Below are 20,425 nucleotides of genomic sequence, written 5' to 3' on the forward strand. Positions count from 1 at the left end.
CCCGAAAGACTGAAACCGCACTCGCTATCAAGCGCCCACACTTATCGGCTGTTAGTTTTTAAAGAGCACATCGCAAGAATCACATCAACTTCCGTCTTGCGTCGCTGCATCAGCAGCAGAGAAACGAGATTATGACGGGCCGATGACGTCATCGCAAGCCCTCTGCGCAAAATATTTTTCGAAACTCGCATAAGACCTGCGAACGCGAGAAGCCTTGACCAATCTCCTCGCGTCGGATAAAAGCCGGCGACAAGTCAGCTTCCGAAAAACGGCTTGCAGAATCCCGCCGGGCCGACGCAATCCGAATCCGACATCGAACCATGCTTCATCGACATGGGTGCATGCATCGGGCCGGAACCCGATGCCGCGCCGCCCGCGTGCGTGCCGCCGTAAGCTTCGTTCGCTTCATTTGCGTTCTGTTGCGCGGCGACCTTTGCTTCCGCCGCCTGAATATCCGCGGGATAGTTGGCTTGCTCGCCCATGGCGGGCGAATAGCCGGCTTGCTCCAACTGCACGAGCTCGGCTTTCACTTGAGCACGAGTCAGCGGACCGTTCTGATCTTGTGCGAAAACAAACGTGGGAGCCGCGACCACGGCGAGGGATACGACGATTTTGGCAATGGCGTTCATGATGTTCACACTCCGACAGATATAGGTTGACCGGATCGCACGCGATCCACGAACCTCATCGAACGCACAGGGCCCTTGCGCGGCTTCGACTCACTCGACCTAGGTTTCAAGCGTAGAGGCTTCGATTGGTTAACCCAGGCATGGGCCAATCTATTCCCACGGCACAGCACGAAGACTGCCGAAAGAACATCAGGAGGGGAGAAAGAAGAGAAAAGCGCGGAGGACGCACCGGATGAGGAGTCCGGCAAGGCGCCAGCCAGCGCCCGTCCACCGCGCTTCGATTGTGACGCAAGGCGGCGCGAAGATCATCGCCGCTTGCGTTGAAGATACCTTGTCGATCTCGCAACAATGTCGGCTGCGAACCGCACGTTCAATGTGTGTCCGGCACGAGATGCACGCGCTTTTCGGTCGCCGCCTCGACGGCCGGGCGCGAATAGAGCAGCGGGAAGTACTGCCCATCGAGCCACATCTGCGCAAGATCGCGATAGTGCGGGCTATCCGGGTCGCCGGACTCGCCGGGCAGATTCACCGCGCGCGAGTCATCCCAGTTGCCGACATCCACGACCACGCGAAACGACGGCCCATTGGTCTCGCGGAAATCGCTCGCACGGTACGTCGACTGATTCGGCGTATAGGCGCTGCCTCCCTTTCCAGTCGGCCCGACATTGAGTTTCGCGCGCATGTCCGCATCGACGACATCCGCGAGCGGATGCGCGTTCAGGTTCGTCTGCAACTTGCCCCATTGCCACTGGCTTGCGTCCGCGCCCTGCAGACGCCGCATCTCTTCATAGGCATCGTGCAGGCTCGAAAGCAGTACGGCATCGCGTCTGGCTTGTGCGTCATTATCGAAACGCGTCTCCGGATGTTCCAGCGTATCGAGCATCACGGCCGTGTCGGGCGCGCCGAACGACGACGCCGCGTTCTTCGGCAGCACCGCATCCTTGAACGCACGGCCGAGATGCCGCGAGAGCCACACTTCTTCGAGCGCCGCTTGCGGCGAATCCGCGCCCATCTGTGCGTCCCATCCCTTCAGCATCGCGAGTGCGGCGCGCGTGTCTTCGTCATCGCTCGAAAGCGGCGCGAGCAACGCAACGAGCCTGCGCGCGGGAATCGACACGATATCGTTTTGCAACCGCTCCGAATCTTCGATCGACACTTTAGGAAGCGACTTCAATACTTCGTCGATACGCTGATGGCGCGAACCGTTGGTCCATTCGAAACCGAGCTTGCGTTCCGCGTACGGATAGCCCGCCGGCAGATTCATTTCATTCGACGTGGTGAAGTAACCCTGCGCCGGGTTATAGACCGAAGGCATCGCATCGCGCGGCCAGAAGCCCGCCCATTCATAGCGGCCATCGCCAGGCACGGGCATGAGGCCATCCCAGTTCGGGCGAATCGGTGCGAGTCCGCTCGGCACCCAGCCGATATTGCCTTGCGTGTCCGCATACACCTGATTGACGGTCGGCGCGCCCCAGGTCGCGAGCGAGGCTTTGAATTGCGCGTAGTTCTTCGCGCGCATGTAGCGCATCGAATCGAAGTATGGCGACATGCCGGGCGACAGCCACGCCGTTCGCACCGCGAATGCGCGATGCCTGCTCTCTTCCGTGTAGATCACCGGACCATGACGCGTGAAAAGCAGATCGGCGGTGACAGGCGATCCATTGCGCACGGCGATCTGCTCGCGCACGACATGCATCGGCTCCCACTTGCCTTTATAGCGATACTCTCGCGGATTCGCCGGATTCAACTCATATACGTAAAGATCTTCCTGATCGATGTTGAAGATCGTGAGGCCATACGCGATCGAACCGTTGTGCCCGATCGAAATGCCCGGCGCGGACGGCTCACCCGCGCCGATGATATTCAGCGTCGGCGTGCTGATCTGCTGGATGTAGCGCAAGCTCGGCGCCGCATACGCACGATGCGGATCGTTCGCCATGATCGCGCGCCCCGTCGTCGACTTCGATGGCGCGATCACCCAATTGTTACTGCCTTCGGTGACTTCCTCGGGATTATCTGCGGCGGCGATCATCGTCGTGGAAGCATCGGCGCTTTTCATCGACTCTTTCGTCACGCGCACGCCTTGCGTCGCGAGCGTGAAGACCTTGAGGACGTCGTCCGGAAGACAGGGATCGAGGCCAGCGGGCATCTGCGCTTTCCACTGCGGCTGCAGGCCGAAACGCACCGAATCGGCATCGAGCGAACTCTTGCACGCCACGCGCGCCCGCGCCACTTCGCTCGTCAGATTTCTCGTGAGACCGTGGCTGCGAATGCGCACGATGTCATCCGCATTCCACTTCGCCGGCCAATAGCCGATCTTGCGGAATTCATAGGGCATGCGGTCCGGATGCGCGGCAAGCCAGCCGATATACGCATTCACGCCTGCAGCAAAACGCGTGGCCGCGGGCTTCGCATCGGGACCGTAGCGTTGCCATTCGGTCGTCATGTCGCCGCGATAGAGAAAGAGCCGCGTCGCCTTGTCCTGTTCGACGTATGCAGACCCGAACACTTCCGAGAGTTCACCGAGTCCGCGCCTGCGCCAGAGATCGATCTGGAACAGACGATCACGCGCCGCATTGAAGCCCTGCACGAAGAAGGCATCGCTGTCGGTCGCCGCGAAGATGTGCGGCACGCCCCATCGATCGATCAGAATATCCGATGGCTGTGAAAGCCCCGTCACGGCGATCGTTTCGACGACCGGTGCTTCCGCACGCACGACTGGCGCTGCAAGCGTTCCGATTATCGACGTGCCGAACATGAGCGCGAGCAAGCGTTGCCTCTTCGTTACCTTCATCAGAGCGTCTCCTTTTTTATCGATGTGAATTCGAGTCACGCGGATAGCAATGTAATTCGAATGCAAAGCGCGCGCAAAGGCCAATCGCGCTTTCGGGTTACATCTGGATACATTGAATGGCTTTTTTCGCGTCGATCCTGCGCGTGCTCGCTCGTCGAAACCACAGAAGCATACGAAGCGCACACCCACAGCAAAGGAGATACCCGATGACCGAGTCCAATCAGAACGTTGATCCGATCGAGGTCGCGAAGCGCGTCTACGAGGCCTATGTCGCGAAGGACCGCGACGCGATCGAAGCCCTCATCGCTGACGACTTTCACTTCACGAGCCCGCGCGACAACCGTCTCGATCGCGCGACCTACTTCTCTCGCTGCTGGCCGAATGCGCACGTGACGGACGACTTCAGGTTCGTTCCTCTGCTGCGCGATGGAGAACATGTGTTCGTGACTTACGATTTGCGCATGAAGGATGGCAGTGCATTCCGCAACAGCGAGATTCTCACCGTTCGGAACGGCAGGCTCACCGAAGCGCAAGTCTTCTTTGGATGGATGCTTCCTCACGAAGCGCCCGAAGGAGGTTCGCTTTGATTTACTTCGCTATCCAAATCATTACGATCAGACGACATTCTTTCATTTACACAACGAATCATCGTCCATAGAAGCGGAAAGAAAGCTTCTATTACCCGCATCTCACGCAAACGTTTCACAAAACTTTCGCGCAGCATCAGCACACTGACGTCCGCATTCTTCATCGCATGCGTACGCCAGAGGAACTCGCTCATGCTGTGCCGTCCTTTCCTGATCTTCGCGTTGTTGCTATCGCTCTCTGCTTGCGGTCCTGACGACAACGCAACGCCCCTCCCATCGTCGAATGCGAATGCCGCGTCCGACAGCGCCGCCACGGACGCGGCAGCGGCATTGCCCGTATTCGCCAGCGACCCGGTTGCAAGCGCACAAGCGAGCCTGGATGCGGACAGCCGTCAGGTGCCGCCGGTCCTGAGCTACGCGCCGGACTCCGATGACACCGCGCATCACTGACTTCCGTCTTTCCCCCAAGCAGAAGGAAAATAACCGATGACATCGAATAGCCGTCGCCGTTTCCTGCAAACCGTCGCCCACTCGGCGGGCGCCGCCGCGGCGCTCACCGCCTTTCCCGATTCGATCCGTCGCGCACTGGCCGTTCCGGCCGCGTCGCGCACCGGAAGCATTCAGGATGTCGAACATATCGTCGTATTCATGCAGGAAAACCGCTCCTTCGATCACTACTTCGGCCACTTGCGCGGCGTGCGCGGCTATAACGATCGCTTTCCGATTCCGCTTCCGAACGGCAAGCCCGCATGGTTCCAGCCGTCGAAAGCCGACCCGACGAAGCCCGTTTTGCCGTTTCATCTCGATACGTCGACGACGAGCGCGCAATGCGTCGGCGATCTGGACCACTCCTGGTACAAGACCCACGCCGCAATCGATGCAGGCCGTTACGATCAGTGGTGCGCGAACAAGACCGACATGACGATGGGCTACCATCTGCGCAGCGACATTCCGTTCCACTACGCGCTCGCCGACGCATTCACGGTCTGCGACGCTTACTTCTGCTCGCTGCCAGGACCGACACACCCGAACCGCGCGTATCTCATGACGGGCATGGTCGACCCGACGGGCACGAAGGGTGGCCCGCTTCTCGACAACAACGATTTCGTGGATGGCGACGGGCCGCCGAACTATCAATTGCTGTCGTGGACCACGTATCCGGAACGGCTGCAGGAAGCCGGCATTTCGTGGCAGATCTATCAACAAGGGCTGACAGGCGACGATCCGCTCAACGGCAACTACGGCACCAATATCCTGCAGAACTTCACGAACTTCATCAATGCGAAACCCGGCACGCCGCTTTACGAGCGCGCGCAGACCGTGCGCACGATCGACGATCTGAAGGCCGACGTACTCGCGAACCGGCTACCGCAAGTGTCGTGGCTGTGCCCGCCAGCCGCGTTCTCCGAGCATCCGAAATACACGCCTGCCTATGGCGCCGAATACACGTCGCAGGTACTCGACGCATTGACTTCGAATCCCGAGGTGTGGAGCAAGACCGTGCTCTTCATCATGTACGACGAGAACGACGGATTCTTCGATCATGTCGTGCCGCCGCAACCGCCGACCTCGCGCGCGCAAGGCCAGTCGACCGTCTCGACCGACGGCGAAATACACAACATCGTGAATCCGGCGCGCGGCGGCAGCTACACCGTCGACAATCTGCCGTACGGTCTCGGGCCGCGCGTGCCGATGACGATCGTATCGCCGTGGACGAAAGGCGGCTTCGTGTGCTCGCAGGTCTTCGACCACACGTCCGTGATCCGCTTCATCGAAGCACGCTTCAACGTGATGGAACCGAATATCACGCCGTGGCGTCGTTCGGTGTGCGGCGACCTCACCGCAGCATTCGATTTCCGCACCACCGATTCGCGCATGCCGACGCTGCCGGACACGAGCAATTACCGCACGATCGCGGACAACCAATGCTCGACGCAACCGCCGCCCACCGTCCCCACGACACCCGCGCCGATCGACGCCCAGGAATCCGGGCCCCGCTTCGCCCGCGCATTGCCTTACGAGTTGCACGTCAACGGCCACGCGAAGGACAAGCAGAATCAGTTTGTCATCGACTTCGCGAACACCGGCCGTCAGGGCGCGCACTTTTACGTGTATTCGGGCAATCGCACCGATGGTCCGTGGCGCTATACCGTCGAAGCCGGAAAGTCCGTGCGCGAAGCGTTCGACCTCGTCAACACCAACGGCGTCTATGCCTTCACGGTGTATGGACCGAATGGTTTCGTTCGCAACTATTCCGGCAACGTCACGCGCGCGACGGACAAACACGCCGAGCGCAACGCGCAAGCGGAAGTCAAGGCGCATTACGACATCGCGAACGGCAACCTCGTGCTTCGCTTCGTCAACGACGGCAATGCGCATGCAAAGCTATCCGTGGTCGATAACGCATACGGCGCGCACGCGCGTCAGGTGAACGTGCCGCCGGGCGCGATGCTCGAGGAAACGTGGAATCTCGCGGCCAGCCATCACTGGTATGACGTGACGGTAATCGATCGCGACGACGCGAGTTTCTCGCGCCGCATCGCGGGTCACATTGAAACCGGGCGGCCGAGCATTACCGATCCGGCCGCCGTCGCACCGGTTACATCGGCAAGCTGAGCCATCCTTTCCGCCGCCCCGACGCAAACCGGGGCGGTGCGAGCTAGCTCGATCACACGCAATTCTTACCTCTTCCGCAGTCCGAGCGGCGCTTTTTACCTCGCTCGATTCCTCTGACTTTTCCGCCCTACACGGCGCATGCCCGCCGTCCTCTCCTATTCTTCTTTGACGAGCCACCGTGTGCGACAAACGCGCGCTCCGCTTGACATCGGCGTTCCTATTCACGTATTGTTTGGTACACCAACCAAGAAACGAAAGACGCTTATTTTCGGAGCACGTCATGAGCCGCGTCACCGGCATAACTTTCTGCATGCTATTTGCCGCGAGTCTCGCGGCGTGCTCGCACCAGGATCGCGATAACTACCAAGGTTATGTCGAGGGCGAGTTCGTCTATCTGGGTTCTTCGCAATCGGGCAAGCTCACGGCCTTGTCCGTCGCGCGCGGGCAAACGGTGAAAGCGGGCGCGGGCACCTTCGCGCTCGAATCCGTCGATGAAACCGCCGCGCTCGATCAGGCCCAGCGCCAGCTAACAGCCGCCCAGTCGCAACTCGAAGACATCCTCACGGGAAAGCGCGCTCCGGAGGTCGCTTCGGTGCGCGCACAACTCGCGCAGGCGCGCGCGAACGCGCGCAAGGCCGCGTTGCAACTGAGCCGCGACGAAGCGCAGTTCAGCGCGGGCGGCATCGCCAGAGGGCAACTCGACGACTCCCGCGCAAACGCCGATGCCGCCGCCGCGCAAGTGCGCGATCTCGCCGAGCAGGTCGATATCGCACGCTTGCCGGGCCGGCCGCAACAGATCGCCGCGCAGCGCGCGCAAGTGGCCGCCGCGCAGGCGTTCGTCGCGCAGGCGCAATGGAAAGTCGATCAGAAGCGCGTGGCCGCGCCCGCGGACGGACTCGTGTACGACACGCTCTATCGCGTCGGAGAATGGGTTCAGGCAGGCAATCCGGTCGTGCAGATGCTGCCGCCGCAGAACGTGAAGGTTCGCTTCTTCGTGCCTGAGAACGTGGTCGGCAGCCTCGCGACGGGCCGCGCGGTATCGATTCGTTGCGACGGCTGCGCGGAAGACGTACCCGCGAAAATCACCTACGTGTCCAATCAGGCGGAATACACACCACCGGTCATCTATAGCAACGAAAGCCGCTCGAAGCTCGTGTTCATGGTCGAGGCCCATCCTCAGGTGAGTGACGCGGCGAAGCTTCATCCCGGCCAACCCGTCGCGGTGAGGTTGCAATGAGCGCACAGGAAACGCCCTACGTCATCGACGTTCACAATCTCAACAAGCATTTCGGCGACAAGCACGTCGTCAACGATGTGTCCTTGCAGGTCGCGCGTGGCGAGATCTTCGGCTTTCTCGGCCCGAACGGCAGCGGCAAGACAACCTCCATCCGTCTGATGTGCGGACTGCTCACGCCGGATTCGGGCAGCGGCACCTGCCTCGGTTATGACATCGTGCGCGAGAGCGAAGAGATCAAGCGCAACGTCGGCTATATGACGCAACGCTTCTCGTACTGGGAAGATCTGACGATCCGCGAGAACCTCGACTTCGTCGCGCGCATCTATCAGATGGCGAATCGCCGCGAGGCCGTGGATGGCGCGCTCGAAGCGCTCGGTCTGCAAAGCCGCGCGAATCAACTGACAGGCTCGCTTTCGGGCGGATGGAAGCAACGCCTCGCTCTCGCCGCCTGCATGCTGCACGAACCGAAACTGCTGTTGCTCGACGAACCCACCGCTGGCGTCGATCCCACCGCGCGCCGCGACTTCTGGGAAGAGCTGCATCGTCTCGCCGCGAAAGGCATCTCCGTGCTCGTCAGCACACACTATATGGATGAAGCCGAGCGCTGTCACAAGCTCGCGTATATCGCCTACGGCAAGCTGCTCGCAAAAGGCACCGCGAGCGAAGTGATCGCATCGCAGAATCTCTCCACGTGGACGATTCAAGGCGAGCATCTGAGCGCGCTGTCGGAGCGCTTGCGCAAGACGCCGGGCGTCGATCAGACGGTCGTGTTCGGCTCGGCCCTGCACGTGAGCGGCAGCGATCACGCCGCGCTCGAACAGGCCGTGCGCGACGCGACCAGAGATGGCTCAACGCGCGCCGAACGCATCGACACCGGCCTCGAAGATGTCTTCATCTATCTGATGAGCCGCGCCACCGATAACTTCAAGGTGACATCATGAGCGCGCGCGGCTTTCTGGCGGTCTTCACGCGCTTTTCCGTCACGCGCTGGTGGAGCATCGTCACCAAGGAGTTTCTGCAACTGCGGCGCGATCGCATCACGTTCGGCATGATAGTCGGCTTGCCGATCGTGCAGCTCGCGCTGTTCGGCTATGCGATCAACACCGACCCGAAGCATCTGCCGACGGCTGTCATCGTCGGCGATCAGAGTCCGTTCTCGCGCAGCTTCATCGCGGCGATGACGCACTCCGAGTACTTCGACATCGTCGAAACGCTGCCCGACGATGCAGCGGGTCGTCGCGCGCTCGCGCAGGGCCGCGTGCTCTTCGTGCTCGACATTCCCGCCGATTTCTCGCGCAAGCTGTTGCGCGGCGAGCGGCCTGCGCTGCTCGTCGAAGCGGACGCCACCGATCCGAACGCGGTCAGCAAGGCGAGCAATTCATTGACCGGACTCGTGCAGTCGGTCGCCAGCAAGGACATGACGGGTCCGCTCGCGCATTTGAACGCGACGCCCGCCCCTTTCGACGTGCAGGTCCATAACCTCTACAACCCCGAGGGCATCACGCAATACAACGTCGTGCCCGGCCTGATGGGCGTGATCCTCACGATGACGCTCGTCATGATGACCGGCCTCGCCATGACGCGCGAACGCGAACGCGGCACGATGGAGAATCTGCTCGCCACGCCCGTACGTCCGGTCGAAGTGATGACGGGCAAGATCGTGCCTTACGTCTTCATCGGTCTCATTCAGGCGACGATCATTCTCGTGGCCACGCGCTTCGTGTTTCATGTGCCGTTCGTCGGCAATCCGCTCGCGATCTATCTCGCCGCCCTGCTGTTCATCGCTGCGAATCTGACGGTGGGCATCACGCTGTCGTCGCTCGCGCAGAACCAGCTTCAGGCCATGCAGCTCACCATGTTCTATTTTTTGCCGAACATCCTTCTGTCGGGCTTCATGTTTCCGTTTGCGGGCATGCCCGGCTGGGCGCAGTTCATCGGCAATCTGCTGCCGCTCACTTACTTCAATCGCCTGATTCGCGGCATTCTGCTCAAGGGTAACGGCTGGGCGGACCTGTGGCCGTCGGTCTGGCCGATGGCGCTTTTCACGGTCATCGTAATGTGCATTGCATTGCGCTTCTACCGGCGCACGCTCGACTAGGAAGATGTCGATGAAACCGATCCTTTCCCTTTGCGCGATCGTCCTGTGCGGTTGCACCGTGGGTCCCGACTTTCACGCGCCCGAGCCGCCCGATACGCAGACCTACGTCAAATCGTCCGCGGCATCGCCAGCCTTTCCATCGGCCGAGCACGCGCTACCGCGCTGGTGGACGCAGTTCGGCTCCGACGCGCTGAACCGTCTCGTCGATCGCGCGCTGAACGACAGTCCCACGCTCGAACAAGCGCGCGCGAAACTCGTGCAGGCGCGCGAAGACTATCGGGCGCAAGCGGGCGCGACCTGGTTTCCCGCCGTCGACGCCTCGCTCTCCGGCACGCGTCAGAAGGTCGATCCCGCCGCGTTCGGCGTGCCCATTCCGAGCCCTGGACCGTTCACGCTCTTCGATGCATCGGTCAGCGTGTCGTACACGCTCGATATCTTCGGCGGCGAGCGGCGCGCGCTCGAAGCATTGCGCGCGCAAGTGGATTACCAGTCGTTCGAACTCGATGCGGCGCGGCTAACGATTGCGGGCAATGTCGTCGCTACCGCGATACGGCGTGCTTCGTTGCAGCAGCAGATCACGCTCACCGAACGTCTCGTCGATGCACAGAGCCGGCAACTGGGCATCATGGAAGGCCGTCTGCAGGCGGGCGGCGTCGCGCCATTCGATGTACGCAGCCAGCGCACGCTGGTCGAGCAAACGCGCGCGAGCTTGCCATCGCTCGTCACGCAACGCGATCAGGCCGATCACAGGCTCGCGGTGTTGCTCGGCGTCGAGCCGTCCAAAGCGGATTTCGATGCGATCACGCTCGACTCGCTGCATCTGCCCGACAGCGTGCCGCTCACCTTGCCTTCGACGCTCGCACGCGAACGCCCCGACATCCGCGCATCCGAGGCGTTGCTGCATCAGGCGAGCGCGAATGTCGGCGTGGCGACGGCCGATCTCTATCCGAAGTTCTCGCTATCGGCCGGTGTGGGCAGTCAGCGCACCAACATCCACGACATGCTCAACAGCCTGAACGTATGGAATGCCGGTCTGAATCTCACGCAGCCGCTGTTTCATGGCGGCGAACTGCGCGCGAAGAAGCGCTCGTCGGAAGCGGCCTACGACGCGGCGATGCAAGCCTGGAGACAAACCGTGCTGGACGCGCTGCAACAAGTCGCCGATAGCCTGACCGCGCTTCAGAACGACGCGAGCGCATTGCAGGCGCGCGAAATCGCCGCGAGCGAAGCACAAGCGAATCTGGATACGACCGACGCGCGCTACGCGGCAGGCGGCGTAAGCCGTTTCGATTTGCTCGACACACAACGCCAGGCGTTGCAAACGCAGCTCGATTACGCGCTCGCGCAAGCAACGCGCCTCTCCGACACGGCCGCGCTTTTTCAATCGCTGGGCGGCGCAGGCGAAGACATGAAGGCTGCAACTAATTAGTGAGCGTCCCGAGCCGATGCTTGAGCACCTTGCCGCTCGCGGAGACGAGCAACGCGTCGAGAATTCGGATCGAGGAAGGCCGCTTGTATGGCGCGAGCCGCGCGCTCACCCACTCCGCGAGTTCGCATTCGTTCGTCGAGCAACCCGGCCTCAGTTCGACGAACGCGAGCACCTCCTCGTTGCCCTCCACCTTTCGTCCGATCACGGCGGAATGCAGCACGGCAGGATGACTGTTGAACGCCTGTTCCACTTCAGCGGGATACACGTTGAAACCCGAGCGGATGATGAGTTCCTTGCTGCGCCCGACGATATACAGACTACCGTTCTCTAATCGCGCGAGATCGCCTGTTTTGAGCCATCCGTCCGCCGTCACCGTGGTCGCCGTTTGCGCCGGATCGCGGTAATAGCCGAGCATGACGTTCGGGCCACGCACCCATAGTTCGCCAGTATCGTCGTTATCGAGTGGCACGATGCGCGCCTCGATACCGGGAATCAACGGACCGACAGACGAATCGCGCGCAGGTGCATCGAGCGATGTGTTCGACACGGTCGGGCTGCTCTCGGTCATGCCGTAGCCGTTGTGCAAGGGCACGCCATAGAACGCTTCGGCCGCCGCCTTGAGCGTCATGTCGAGCGGCGAGCCGCCGCAATAGACGAAGCGCAGCGACGGCGCGTTCAGGCCGCCGCGCGGCGTGAAATGATCGATCAGCTTCGCGTGCATCGCGGGCACGCCTTGAAAGATCGTCATGCGTTCTTCGCTGAGCACGCGTCCCGCGCGTTCAGTCTCGAAGCGCGCCGCTAGCCGCAGCATCGCGCCCGCGTAGAGCGAACCGAGACACATCGAAGCGAGGCCGAACACATGCGAGATCGGCAGCACCGCATAGACGCGATCGTTGAAACCCACGCGGCGCAGTGTGCTCGATACGGCCGCGACGAACAGCAGATTGCGATGCGAAAGCATCACGCCTTTCGGCGCGCCGGTCGTGCCCGTCGTGTAGATGAGCGCGGCGCATTGCCGGTCCGATGGCAAGCCGTGCGGCTCCTGCGCGGAAGTCGCATCGACGGCGCTCAGTGCGAACGCGCCTATCGAACCTGCGTCGAGCGATTCGACCGAAGCGCCATCGCGTTGTGCGTGATGCGCGGCATCGTCGGAGGCTTCGACGGTATAGAACGCGATACGCGGTTTCGCATGCGCGCGGATCGCGTCGAGTTCGACCGCGGACAGACGCGCGTTCGTCACGAGCGCCCATGCATCGAGACGGCTGGCCGCAAAAAGCGAAGCAACGAGCGCGGTGCTGTTCTCGCCGATCAGCATCACGCGATCGCCGGCGCGCACGCCCGCAGCCGCAAGACGCGCGGCGAGCGCATCGATGGCATCGTCGAGTTGCGCATAGGTCAGCGTGCGCGCGTCCTCATGCAACGCAATGTGATCGGGATGCGCCTTCGCGCCGCGCGAGACGATTGCGTCGATGCGCGCGGGCAAGGACGCAATGAGCTGGTTCGTATCCATATCGGGCGATACCGTTCGTAACCCTGAGGCCCGAATGATAACGCCCGCGCATCATCCCGCGAAACGCGGCTCGGGAATGCCGCGCACGCCGAGCCCCGTCACCGCGAAGAGACCGCCCTTGTCGCGCTCCTTCTGCGGAATGCCCCACATCGGACGGCCCATCGTCGATATATAGAGGATGTCGAGATTCGGTCCGCCGAACATCACGCTCGTCAGATTGCGCACCGGAAACGGCACGACGCGATCGAGCTTGCCATCGGGCGCGAAGCGCAGGATGCGCCCGCCGAACACGAGCGCGGACCACACGTAACCTTCCTCGTCGACCGTCGCGCCGTCGAACGTGCCCGCCATGTCGTGCGCGGATACGAACAGGCGCTTGTTCGTCGCCGCGCCCGTTTCGATGTCGTAGTCGTACGCGTACATCTCCTTGCTGTAGGTGTCGGTGAAGTAGAAGGTCTTGTTGTCGGGGCTCCAGCATGGGCCGTTCGAGCAACTGATGCCGCTGTCGAGCCGCGTGACCTTGCCGTTCGTATCGAGCCGATAGAGACCGCCGCTGCGCGTCGAGCGCTGGCCGCGATCGGCGTCGTAGCGGTCGAAGTCGTAAGACATGGTGCCCGCGATGAAGCGGCCGCGCCGATCCACCTTGCCGTCGTTGAAACGCGTCTCGGGATCGTCGCTCTCCGGATCGGCGATGAACTGCACCGTCTGTGCGTCGAAGTCGTAGAAATGCAGGCCGTTGGCGAGCGCGACCACCGCGCCGCCTTGCTCGCGCAACGCCATCGAGCCGATATGACGCGGCACGAAATAGCGCTTCACGTCGCTGCCGTCCGCGCGGCAGCTATAGATTTCGGCGGCCGTGCTGTCGATCCAGTACAGCCGTTCCTCTTTCACGTCCCACAACGGTCCTTCGCCGAGATGATTGTTCGCATCGACCAGCAAGCGTACTTCGGCCATCGTTGTCTCCTTGAGTTAGTCTTCGCGGTCCCCGACATCGCGGCGATGCGCGAGCAATGCCATCAGGCGGCGATCGCGCCAGCGGCTGCGTTCCTCGATCCGGTCGCGCGGCAGCACGGCGCGGCGTTCGGCATCGAGCTTGCCGAGCGTGTCGGCGGGCCAGTCGAACGGCGTGCGTCCCGATGCGATCGCGCGATACGTACCGCTGTAACGGGCCGCATAATCGGCCACGCCACCGGGCGCATTCAGGTCGATGGTTTCGAACGGTCCCATGAACGACCAGCGCATCGCGAGGCCGTCGCGGATCACGGTGTCGAGATCGGCGGCGCTCGCATAGCCTTGCTCGTAGAGACTCAACGCTTCGTCGAGCAGCGCGCCTTGCAGGCGATTGAGCAGAAAGCCCGAGATCTCGCGGTTGACGGTCACGGGCTTTTGTCCCGCCTGTTCGTAGATGATGTGCGCGCGTTCCAGCGCTTGCGGCGACGTCCACGGCGCGCCGCACAACTCGACGAGCGGCACGAGCGATGGCGGATTCACCGGATGCGCGACCAGACACCGCGCGCGGCCTTCGATGCCTTCGGTGAACGTCGACGCGGGCAGTCCCGAGGTCGAACTCGCGAGCAGCGCATCGGGCTTCGTCAGACGATCCAGTTCGATAAACAACGCGCGCTTGGCGTCCACCACTTCCGCGATGTTCTCCTGCACGAGATCCGCATCGGCGACGGCATCGGCGAGGCTTTCGCATGTGCTGATGCGCGCCACGATCGTATCGACGGGTTCATCGATCAGATCGAACGATGCGAGATCCTGCACGCTTTCGCGAATCGCGGGGATCGCGCCCGCGAGCATCTCCTTCGAAGCGTCGTGCACGTTGACCGTGAAGCCGCTTCTTGCGAAGACGATCGCCCACGCGCGGCCGATGCGCCCCGAACCGATCACCGCAATGTTTTTCGCCTGCATCTGTGTCTGGTCCTCATTCGAATTGGTCAGCTTTTCTTGTCCCGCAACGTGATGACCGCTGCGAGCACCACGAGCCCATTGATGATGTCGCGCACTGCGGGCGGCACGGTGGTTCCCGCGAGCAAGGTGCCCAACGCGGTGAGCAGCAACGCGCCGCCGAACACGCCGAGATAGTGTCCGCGTCCGCCGGTGATCAGCGCGCCACCGACGACCACCACCGCGATCGACGGCAGCAGATAAGGATCGCCCATACCGAGAAACGCTTGCGAACTGAATCCGGCAAGCAGCAGGCCGACGATCGCCGAGCACAAACCGGAGAGGCAGTACACCGCGATCAACGTCGTGCCGACTCGCACGCCCGACAGCTTCGCCGCGACCGGCGAATTGCCGACCGCATACACGCGACGCCCGAACGGCGTGCGATGCAGCAGCACCAACGCAATGACGAGAAACACCGGCACGCTCCAAGCCGCGAGCGACAACGGCCCGAATCGTTCGTTGGTGAACTGGCTGATGGCCGAGGGCGACCATCCTTGCGGCGAGCCATTGCAATAGATCAGCGTCAGCCCTTGCAGCAGGCCGTTCGCCGCGAGCGTGACGACGATCGGCGGCAAGCCGAGCATCACGACGCCCACGCCGTTGAACACGCCGACCAGCAAGCCGACGAGCAGCACCGTCGGCACGGCCCACGCCGCCGCGCCGTTCACGCCGTGCGTGAGGCCCGTCAACAGCACGCCGGATAGCGTGATGAGCCAGGGCATCGACAGATCAAGTCCGCCCGTCAGAATCACCGCGCCCTGCCCCAGCCCGAGAATCGCGAGAAACAAGGTCAACGTGAGCAGGCTGCTGTAGAAGTTCGCGCTGACCAGCACGCCGGGTCCATACACGAACCCCGTGATGACCACTACCGCGAAGAACAGCAGATACGCCGGCACGACATACTTGACCCATTCTCGATTGCGCTCGATCCAGTCGGCGATGACGCGTCCCTTCAATTCCGTGTTCTCGACCGGGCGAAAATCATCGACTTCGAACGTGACGCGGCGCGCATGGCGATCGTCGCGCGCACGCGTGCCCGTACGCATCGCCTTGAACCATTGCGCCGCATGACGCGCGCATTCGTGCGCCGCCGATTGCTTGCCGATCGACGAACCGAGCACCGCGAGAATCAGGATCACGGCTTCGGCGATCGTCGTGAAGAACGCCGATACGTTCAGCACGAGCAGGATGTTCACGGTGATCATCAGCGTCATCGCGGCGAACACGGTGCCGACACAGCCGCCGCGCCCGCCGCCGAGCAGCGTGCCGCCGAGCACGACCGCAGTGAACATCGACAGCAGCAAGGGACGGCCGACGAGCGGATCGGCCGAACCCGTTTGCGCCGATACATACAGGCCCGCCGCCGCGTAGAACATGCCCGCGAGCGCATAGGTCGCGATGCGATAACGCGTGACCGGCATGCCGTTCGCATACGCGCCGTCCGGGTCGCTGCCGAGCGCATACAGGCCCACGCCGAAGCGCGTGCGCTTGACGAACGACCAGATCAGCAACGCGAGGACCAGCAAGCCCGCCGACATCGGCAGCTTGTCGGGAATGAGATCGGCCGTGAGCAGCGCGCCGAACTGATCGCCGACGCTGCCGCCGGGCTTGTTCTGAATCAGCAGCGTGAGACCTTGCACCATGAACATCGTCGCGAGCGTGACGACGATCGACTGCAGGCGAAACCATGCGATCAGCGCGCCATTCACGAGGCCGATGCCGCCGCCGATCGCGAGAATCAGCGCGGCGCCCGCCCATTGCTCGACGGGCGAGCCCTGCACGAAGCGCACCGCGAGCACATTCGCGAGCGACACGACCGCCGACGCCGACAGATCGAAACCGCCCGACAACACGACGATGGTCTGCCCGATCGCCGCGAGCGCGAGTGTCGTCGCGCTCGAAATCACCGAGCCGATGTCGTAGAGCCCGACGGGCGTCGCGGACAGCGCGACCCATCCGGTGAGCATCGCGAGGAGCGCGCCGATCGCGATGATGAGCCCGCGATGATGATCGATGCGCGCGCCCAATCCCACGCGCGCGCCCGGCCGCACGACCTCGCTATCGGGCGACGCAACAGCTATTTTCATGAGCAACCTCTCAACTGGAAAGCATCTTGCGCATCACGTTTTCTTCGGTGAGCGCATCGCCGCTCAGCTCACCGACATTGCGCCCGCGATACATCACCGAAACGCGGTCGCATACGTTGACGAGCTCGGGCACATCGGTCGAATAGAACAGCACGGAGCCGCCCGCCGCCGCGAACGCGCGCATCAGCACGAAGATCTGGTGCTTGGTGCCGACGTCGATGCCGCGCGTCGGATCGAACATGAGCCACACGCGGCTTTGCGTGAGCAGCCATTTGGCCATCGCGATCTTCTGCTGATTGCCGCCCGAGAACGAGAGGCACGGCTTGTAGAGCGCGCGCGGATTTACTTCCATCTGCGCGAGCGAGCGGCGTATCGCGGCCTGCTCGCGCTTGCGGTCGATGAGCCCGAAGCGCGCATAGCGCCCGATCACCGGCAGCGACACGTTCTCGCCGCCGGGCAAGCGCAGGAACAGGCCTTCGGTCTTGCGGTCCTCTGGCAGGAAGCTCGTCGATACGCCGGCCTTCAGCGAATCCGCAGTCGATGTCAGCGTGACCGGCTTGCCATCGATACGTATCTCGCCGTCGTCGATATAAGTCGCGCCGAACAGCGCCTCGAACAACTCGCGTTGCCCCATGCCCTGCAGCGCCGCGATGCCGTGCACTTCGCCAGGCTTCACCGCGAGATCGAAATCGGTCACGACGCCATCGACGCGAACATTGCGCGTCTCGATCGCCGGTGTCGCGTCGCTCTTCACCGAAGCAATCTTCGGCGGATACTTCGCCTCCATCGAGCGGCCGATAACGAGGCGGATCACTTCGTCATCGGAGATATCGGCGGCGTCGAACGCGCCCACGTCGCGGCCATTGCGATACACCGTGAGGCTGTCGCAGAACTCGCGCACTTCCTGCATGCGATGCGAGATGAACACGAAGGTCACGCCGCTCGCCTTCATTTCGTCGATACGCCTCGAAAGCCACGCGACATCGCGGCCCGACAGCGCGGAAGTCGGTTCGTCGAGCAGCAGCACTTGCGGAGCGCGCACGATCGCCTTCGCAATCTCGATCTTCTGCCGCACCGGCAATGAAAGATCGCGGATGTAGGCGCCCGGGCGCACGTCGGACAGTTCGAGTCTGTCGAGCCATTCCGCCGCCTGCCGCTGCGCGTCGCGCTTTTTGATGCGCCCGAGAAAACCCGTCGGCTCGTACGACATCAACAGGTTCTGCGCAACCGTGAGATCGCGCACGAGCGTCATCTCCTGAAACGCCGTCTGCACGCCTGCGCGGTGCGCGTCCTTCGGGCTTTTCATCGTCACGTCGCGGCCCAATACGCGGATGCTGCCCGCATCGGGCTGCATCAATCCCGATAGCAGCTTGACCGTGGTGGACTTGCCCGCGCCGTTCTCGCCGAGCAGCGCATGCACCGCGCCGCGTTTCACCGAGAACGACGCGCCATCGAGCGCGACGGTCGCGCCGAAGCGCTTCGTCACCTTCGACAGATCGATCGCCAATGATGCGTCGTTCATCGTCATGCCTCGACCTCAGTCCTGATTACCCGTCAAGGCCGCGTTGAAGCCCACTTCCTTCGTATCTTCCGAGTAGATGTCCGCGAACCAGCCCGGCGGCACCTTGTCCGGCGGGAACGCCGTGCAGCCCGCCTTCAGCTCGTCGATGCTGCCGGTCTTGCAGAGCTTCGATTCCGAGGTCAGCACGAGCGGCAGCTTGAGCGTCACGCGCGCGGGGAAGTCGCCGCCGTCGAGCTTCTTCACGGCCATCTTGAGCGCCATCGCGCCGGAGTACGGCGGCGCGCCGTAGGAGATCGAGCGATAGCCGATCGAGCGATACCCGCCCTGCCCCTTCACCTCGCCCGGCGGCAGCATCTGCACGCGATGCCCGTTCGACGATTCGCCCGCGCACGGCTTGATCTTGTCGTCGGCGATGCCCGCTTCGAGCTGCATCGACGCCGCCGTGAAGCAGCCCACCTGCATCCACAGGCCGTCGATCTTGTCCCAGCTGTTGGTGGCGAGAATCTTCGAGAGCTCGGTCTTCGCGGTCGCCTGGCTCCACATGCCCGTGCCTTCCGCGACGATCTTGATGCCCGGGAACTTCGCGAACACGGCCTTCGCCGCCTCGGTGCGCGCGCGGTCCACGGACGTGCCCGGCACGCCCGTGATCATCACGACGTTGCCCTTGCCGTTGATGGTTTTCGCGAGCCATTCGGCGGTAACGGTGCCGGCCTGATGCTGATCGATCGTCACGTTGTGCGCGCACGGCTCGGTCACTTCGCCGTCGTACGCCGCTACGACCACACCCTTCGAACACGCGTTCTTGATCGCGCGATTGAGCGCCGTCGGCGAGATCGGATAGATGACGATGGCCTTCGCGCCCGCCTGCACCATCGAGTTGATCTGCTGGATCTGCTTCTGCGCGTCGGTGCCGGCGACCTGCACTTCGAGGTCGACCTTGTCCTTCAGGGCTGGCGTGTTGGCCATCGCCTTGACCATGTTCGCGGCTTCCGTCTGCCAGTCGTTGCCGACATAGCTCATCGACAAGAAGATCTTGTACTTGCCGGCCGCGTGCGCCTGGCCCGAAACGGCGAGCGCCGCCGCGAACGCGAGGCCGAGCGCGGCCCGTCCCGCATGACGAATCGACTGCGTCAATGCTTTCATGTCTTCCTCCGGTCTTCGTATGGTTATGAAGCGGGCGCTTCTAACAACGGACGTGCGGCAAACGCGCGCTCGCGGGCAAGGCGATGCCCGCACTGCCGGGCACGACATTCGGGTCGTGTCCGGGTATGACGAAATCGGCGATCTGGCGGATACGCGACAGCGAGCCGATCTCCGCGAGCGTTTCATGCACGATGCCCACCGGCACGAGATCGACGATGTTCTCCATGCAGTTCGCGCAATCGCCCGCGATCAGCACGACGCCTTCTTCCGTATCGACCGCGACGGACTGATGCCCCGGCGTATGCCCCGGCGTCGGCACGACGCGCACGCCGGGCGCGATATCGGTCACACCGTTGACGAACTGCCAGCGGAAATACGCAAGCGGCTCGCGGCCGATCAGAAACTCCTGGTAATACGTAGCCTGCGTCGGCAGCGGATGACCCGCGTATTCCCACTCCGCCGCCTGCACGATGAAGCGCGCATTCTTGAAAAGCGTATTGCCGCCCGAATGGTCGTAATGCAGATGCGTGTTGATGACGATATCCACGTCATCCGCGCTCCAGCCGACGTATTCCTTCAGCGCACGTTCGAGCTTTTCTTCCGGCGCCTGATCGCACGGGCACACGAAATTGGAGACCCAGCCCGGATCGTGGATGCCCGTATCGACGACGATCTTCTTCTGTGCGCCGACGATCGCCGTCGACCACACCGGCACTTTCATCTGCTGTCCGAAGTAGCGGCCATACACCTGCGATGAGCGATCGACGGTGAGCCAGCCCGTCGGCATCGCGACTACTTTGAGCCTGGCGTTCACGATGCC

General features: G+C 62.7%; 17 protein-coding genes. 7 read left to right on the top strand and 10 right to left on the bottom strand.

The features are described from left to right. Window positions 1-254: 254 nt before the first annotated feature. Both AWB80_RS33380 and AWB80_RS33385 read right to left on the bottom strand, forming a co-directional pair. Window positions 255-629 (bottom strand): DUF4148 domain-containing protein, encoded by a 375-nt coding sequence (locus tag AWB80_RS33380; RefSeq protein WP_061179010.1) that lies wholly within the window; start codon window positions 627-629, stop codon window positions 255-257. Window positions 630-999: 370 nt separating this feature from the next. Beyond that, the gene (locus AWB80_RS33385; protein WP_061178946.1) at window positions 1,000-3,423 is read right to left on the bottom strand and encodes a penicillin acylase family protein; all 2,424 of its coding nucleotides are present in this window, start codon (window positions 3,421-3,423) and stop codon (window positions 1,000-1,002) included. Between the two features lie 206 nt (window positions 3,424-3,629). On the opposite strand from AWB80_RS33385, the gene AWB80_RS33390 reads away from it, so the two are divergent. Further along, window positions 3,630-4,010: a nuclear transport factor 2 family protein gene (locus AWB80_RS33390; RefSeq protein WP_061178947.1), complete on the top strand. Its 381-nt coding sequence runs from the start codon at window positions 3,630-3,632 to the stop codon at window positions 4,008-4,010. On the opposite strand, the gene AWB80_RS43590 is transcribed toward AWB80_RS33390, so the two are convergent. After that, window positions 3,980-4,204: a hypothetical protein gene (locus AWB80_RS43590; RefSeq protein ID WP_143328188.1), complete on the bottom strand. Its 225-nt coding sequence runs from the start codon at window positions 4,202-4,204 to the stop codon at window positions 3,980-3,982. The genes AWB80_RS33390 and AWB80_RS43590 overlap by 31 nt on opposite strands. Between AWB80_RS43590 and AWB80_RS33395 the strand changes: the two genes are divergently transcribed. The 6 genes from AWB80_RS33395 (at window position 4,203) to AWB80_RS33420 (ending at window position 11,390) form a co-directional block, all read left to right on the top strand. Next, window positions 4,203-4,460 carry a hypothetical protein gene (locus AWB80_RS33395; RefSeq protein WP_061178948.1) on the top strand — a complete coding sequence of 86 codons (258 nt, stop codon included), beginning with the start codon at window positions 4,203-4,205 and terminating at the stop codon, window positions 4,458-4,460. The two genes, AWB80_RS43590 and AWB80_RS33395, sit on opposite strands and share 2 nt — an antisense overlap. Before the next feature lie 36 nt (window positions 4,461-4,496). After that, window positions 4,497-6,626, top strand: coding sequence for a phosphocholine-specific phospholipase C (locus AWB80_RS33400; protein ID WP_061178949.1), 2,130 nt, complete (start codon window positions 4,497-4,499; stop codon window positions 6,624-6,626). Between the two features lie 280 nt (window positions 6,627-6,906). Next, on the top strand, window positions 6,907-7,863 hold the full coding sequence (locus AWB80_RS33405) for an HlyD family secretion protein (protein ID WP_061178950.1): 957 nt from the start codon (window positions 6,907-6,909) through the stop codon (window positions 7,861-7,863). After that, a complete protein-coding gene (locus AWB80_RS33410) occupies window positions 7,860-8,804 on the top strand; it encodes an ABC transporter ATP-binding protein (RefSeq protein ID WP_061178951.1) in 945 nt (314 codons plus the stop codon). Before AWB80_RS33405 ends, AWB80_RS33410 begins: the two co-directional genes overlap by 4 nt. After that, a complete protein-coding gene (locus tag AWB80_RS33415; RefSeq protein ID WP_061178952.1) occupies window positions 8,801-9,961 on the top strand; it encodes an ABC transporter permease in 1,161 nt (386 codons plus the stop codon). Before AWB80_RS33410 ends, AWB80_RS33415 begins: the two co-directional genes overlap by 4 nt. A 10-nt stretch (window positions 9,962-9,971) precedes the next feature. Continuing rightward, on the top strand, window positions 9,972-11,390 hold the full coding sequence (locus tag AWB80_RS33420) for an efflux transporter outer membrane subunit (RefSeq protein WP_061179011.1): 1,419 nt from the start codon (window positions 9,972-9,974) through the stop codon (window positions 11,388-11,390). Here the strand turns inward: AWB80_RS33420 and AWB80_RS33425 are convergent. The 7 genes from AWB80_RS33425 to AWB80_RS33455 are packed head-to-tail and all read right to left on the bottom strand — an operon-like array spanning window position 11,383 to window position 20,419. After that, window positions 11,383-12,900, bottom strand: coding sequence for a class I adenylate-forming enzyme family protein (locus AWB80_RS33425; RefSeq protein WP_087131794.1), 1,518 nt, complete (start codon window positions 12,898-12,900; stop codon window positions 11,383-11,385). The genes AWB80_RS33420 and AWB80_RS33425 overlap by 8 nt on opposite strands. Before the next feature lie 51 nt (window positions 12,901-12,951). Further along, window positions 12,952-13,854, bottom strand: coding sequence for an SMP-30/gluconolactonase/LRE family protein (locus tag AWB80_RS33430; RefSeq protein ID WP_061178954.1), 903 nt, complete (start codon window positions 13,852-13,854; stop codon window positions 12,952-12,954). Between the two features lie 15 nt (window positions 13,855-13,869). Beyond that, complete coding sequence (locus AWB80_RS33435; RefSeq protein WP_061178955.1) at window positions 13,870-14,814, bottom strand: 3-hydroxyacyl-CoA dehydrogenase; 945 nt, start codon at window positions 14,812-14,814, stop codon at window positions 13,870-13,872. 26 nt (window positions 14,815-14,840) lie between these two features. Continuing rightward, window positions 14,841-16,940 carry an ABC transporter permease subunit gene (locus AWB80_RS33440; RefSeq protein ID WP_061178956.1) on the bottom strand — a complete coding sequence of 700 codons (2,100 nt, stop codon included), beginning with the start codon at window positions 16,938-16,940 and terminating at the stop codon, window positions 14,841-14,843. Window positions 16,941-16,950: 10 nt separating this feature from the next. Continuing rightward, entirely contained in the window at window positions 16,951-18,462 is a 1,512-nt protein-coding gene (locus AWB80_RS33445; protein ID WP_061179012.1) for a sugar ABC transporter ATP-binding protein, read from the bottom strand. Between the two features lie 15 nt (window positions 18,463-18,477). Then, a complete protein-coding gene (locus AWB80_RS33450; RefSeq protein WP_061178957.1) occupies window positions 18,478-19,605 on the bottom strand; it encodes a sugar ABC transporter substrate-binding protein in 1,128 nt (375 codons plus the stop codon). Between the two features lie 40 nt (window positions 19,606-19,645). Next, entirely contained in the window at window positions 19,646-20,419 is a 774-nt protein-coding gene (locus AWB80_RS33455) for an N-acyl homoserine lactonase family protein (RefSeq protein ID WP_061178958.1), read from the bottom strand. Window positions 20,420-20,425 lie beyond the last annotated feature (6 nt).

Source organism: Caballeronia pedi (assembly GCF_001544915.2).
In the GTDB taxonomy this organism is placed as follows: domain Bacteria; phylum Pseudomonadota; class Gammaproteobacteria; order Burkholderiales; family Burkholderiaceae; genus Caballeronia; species Caballeronia pedi.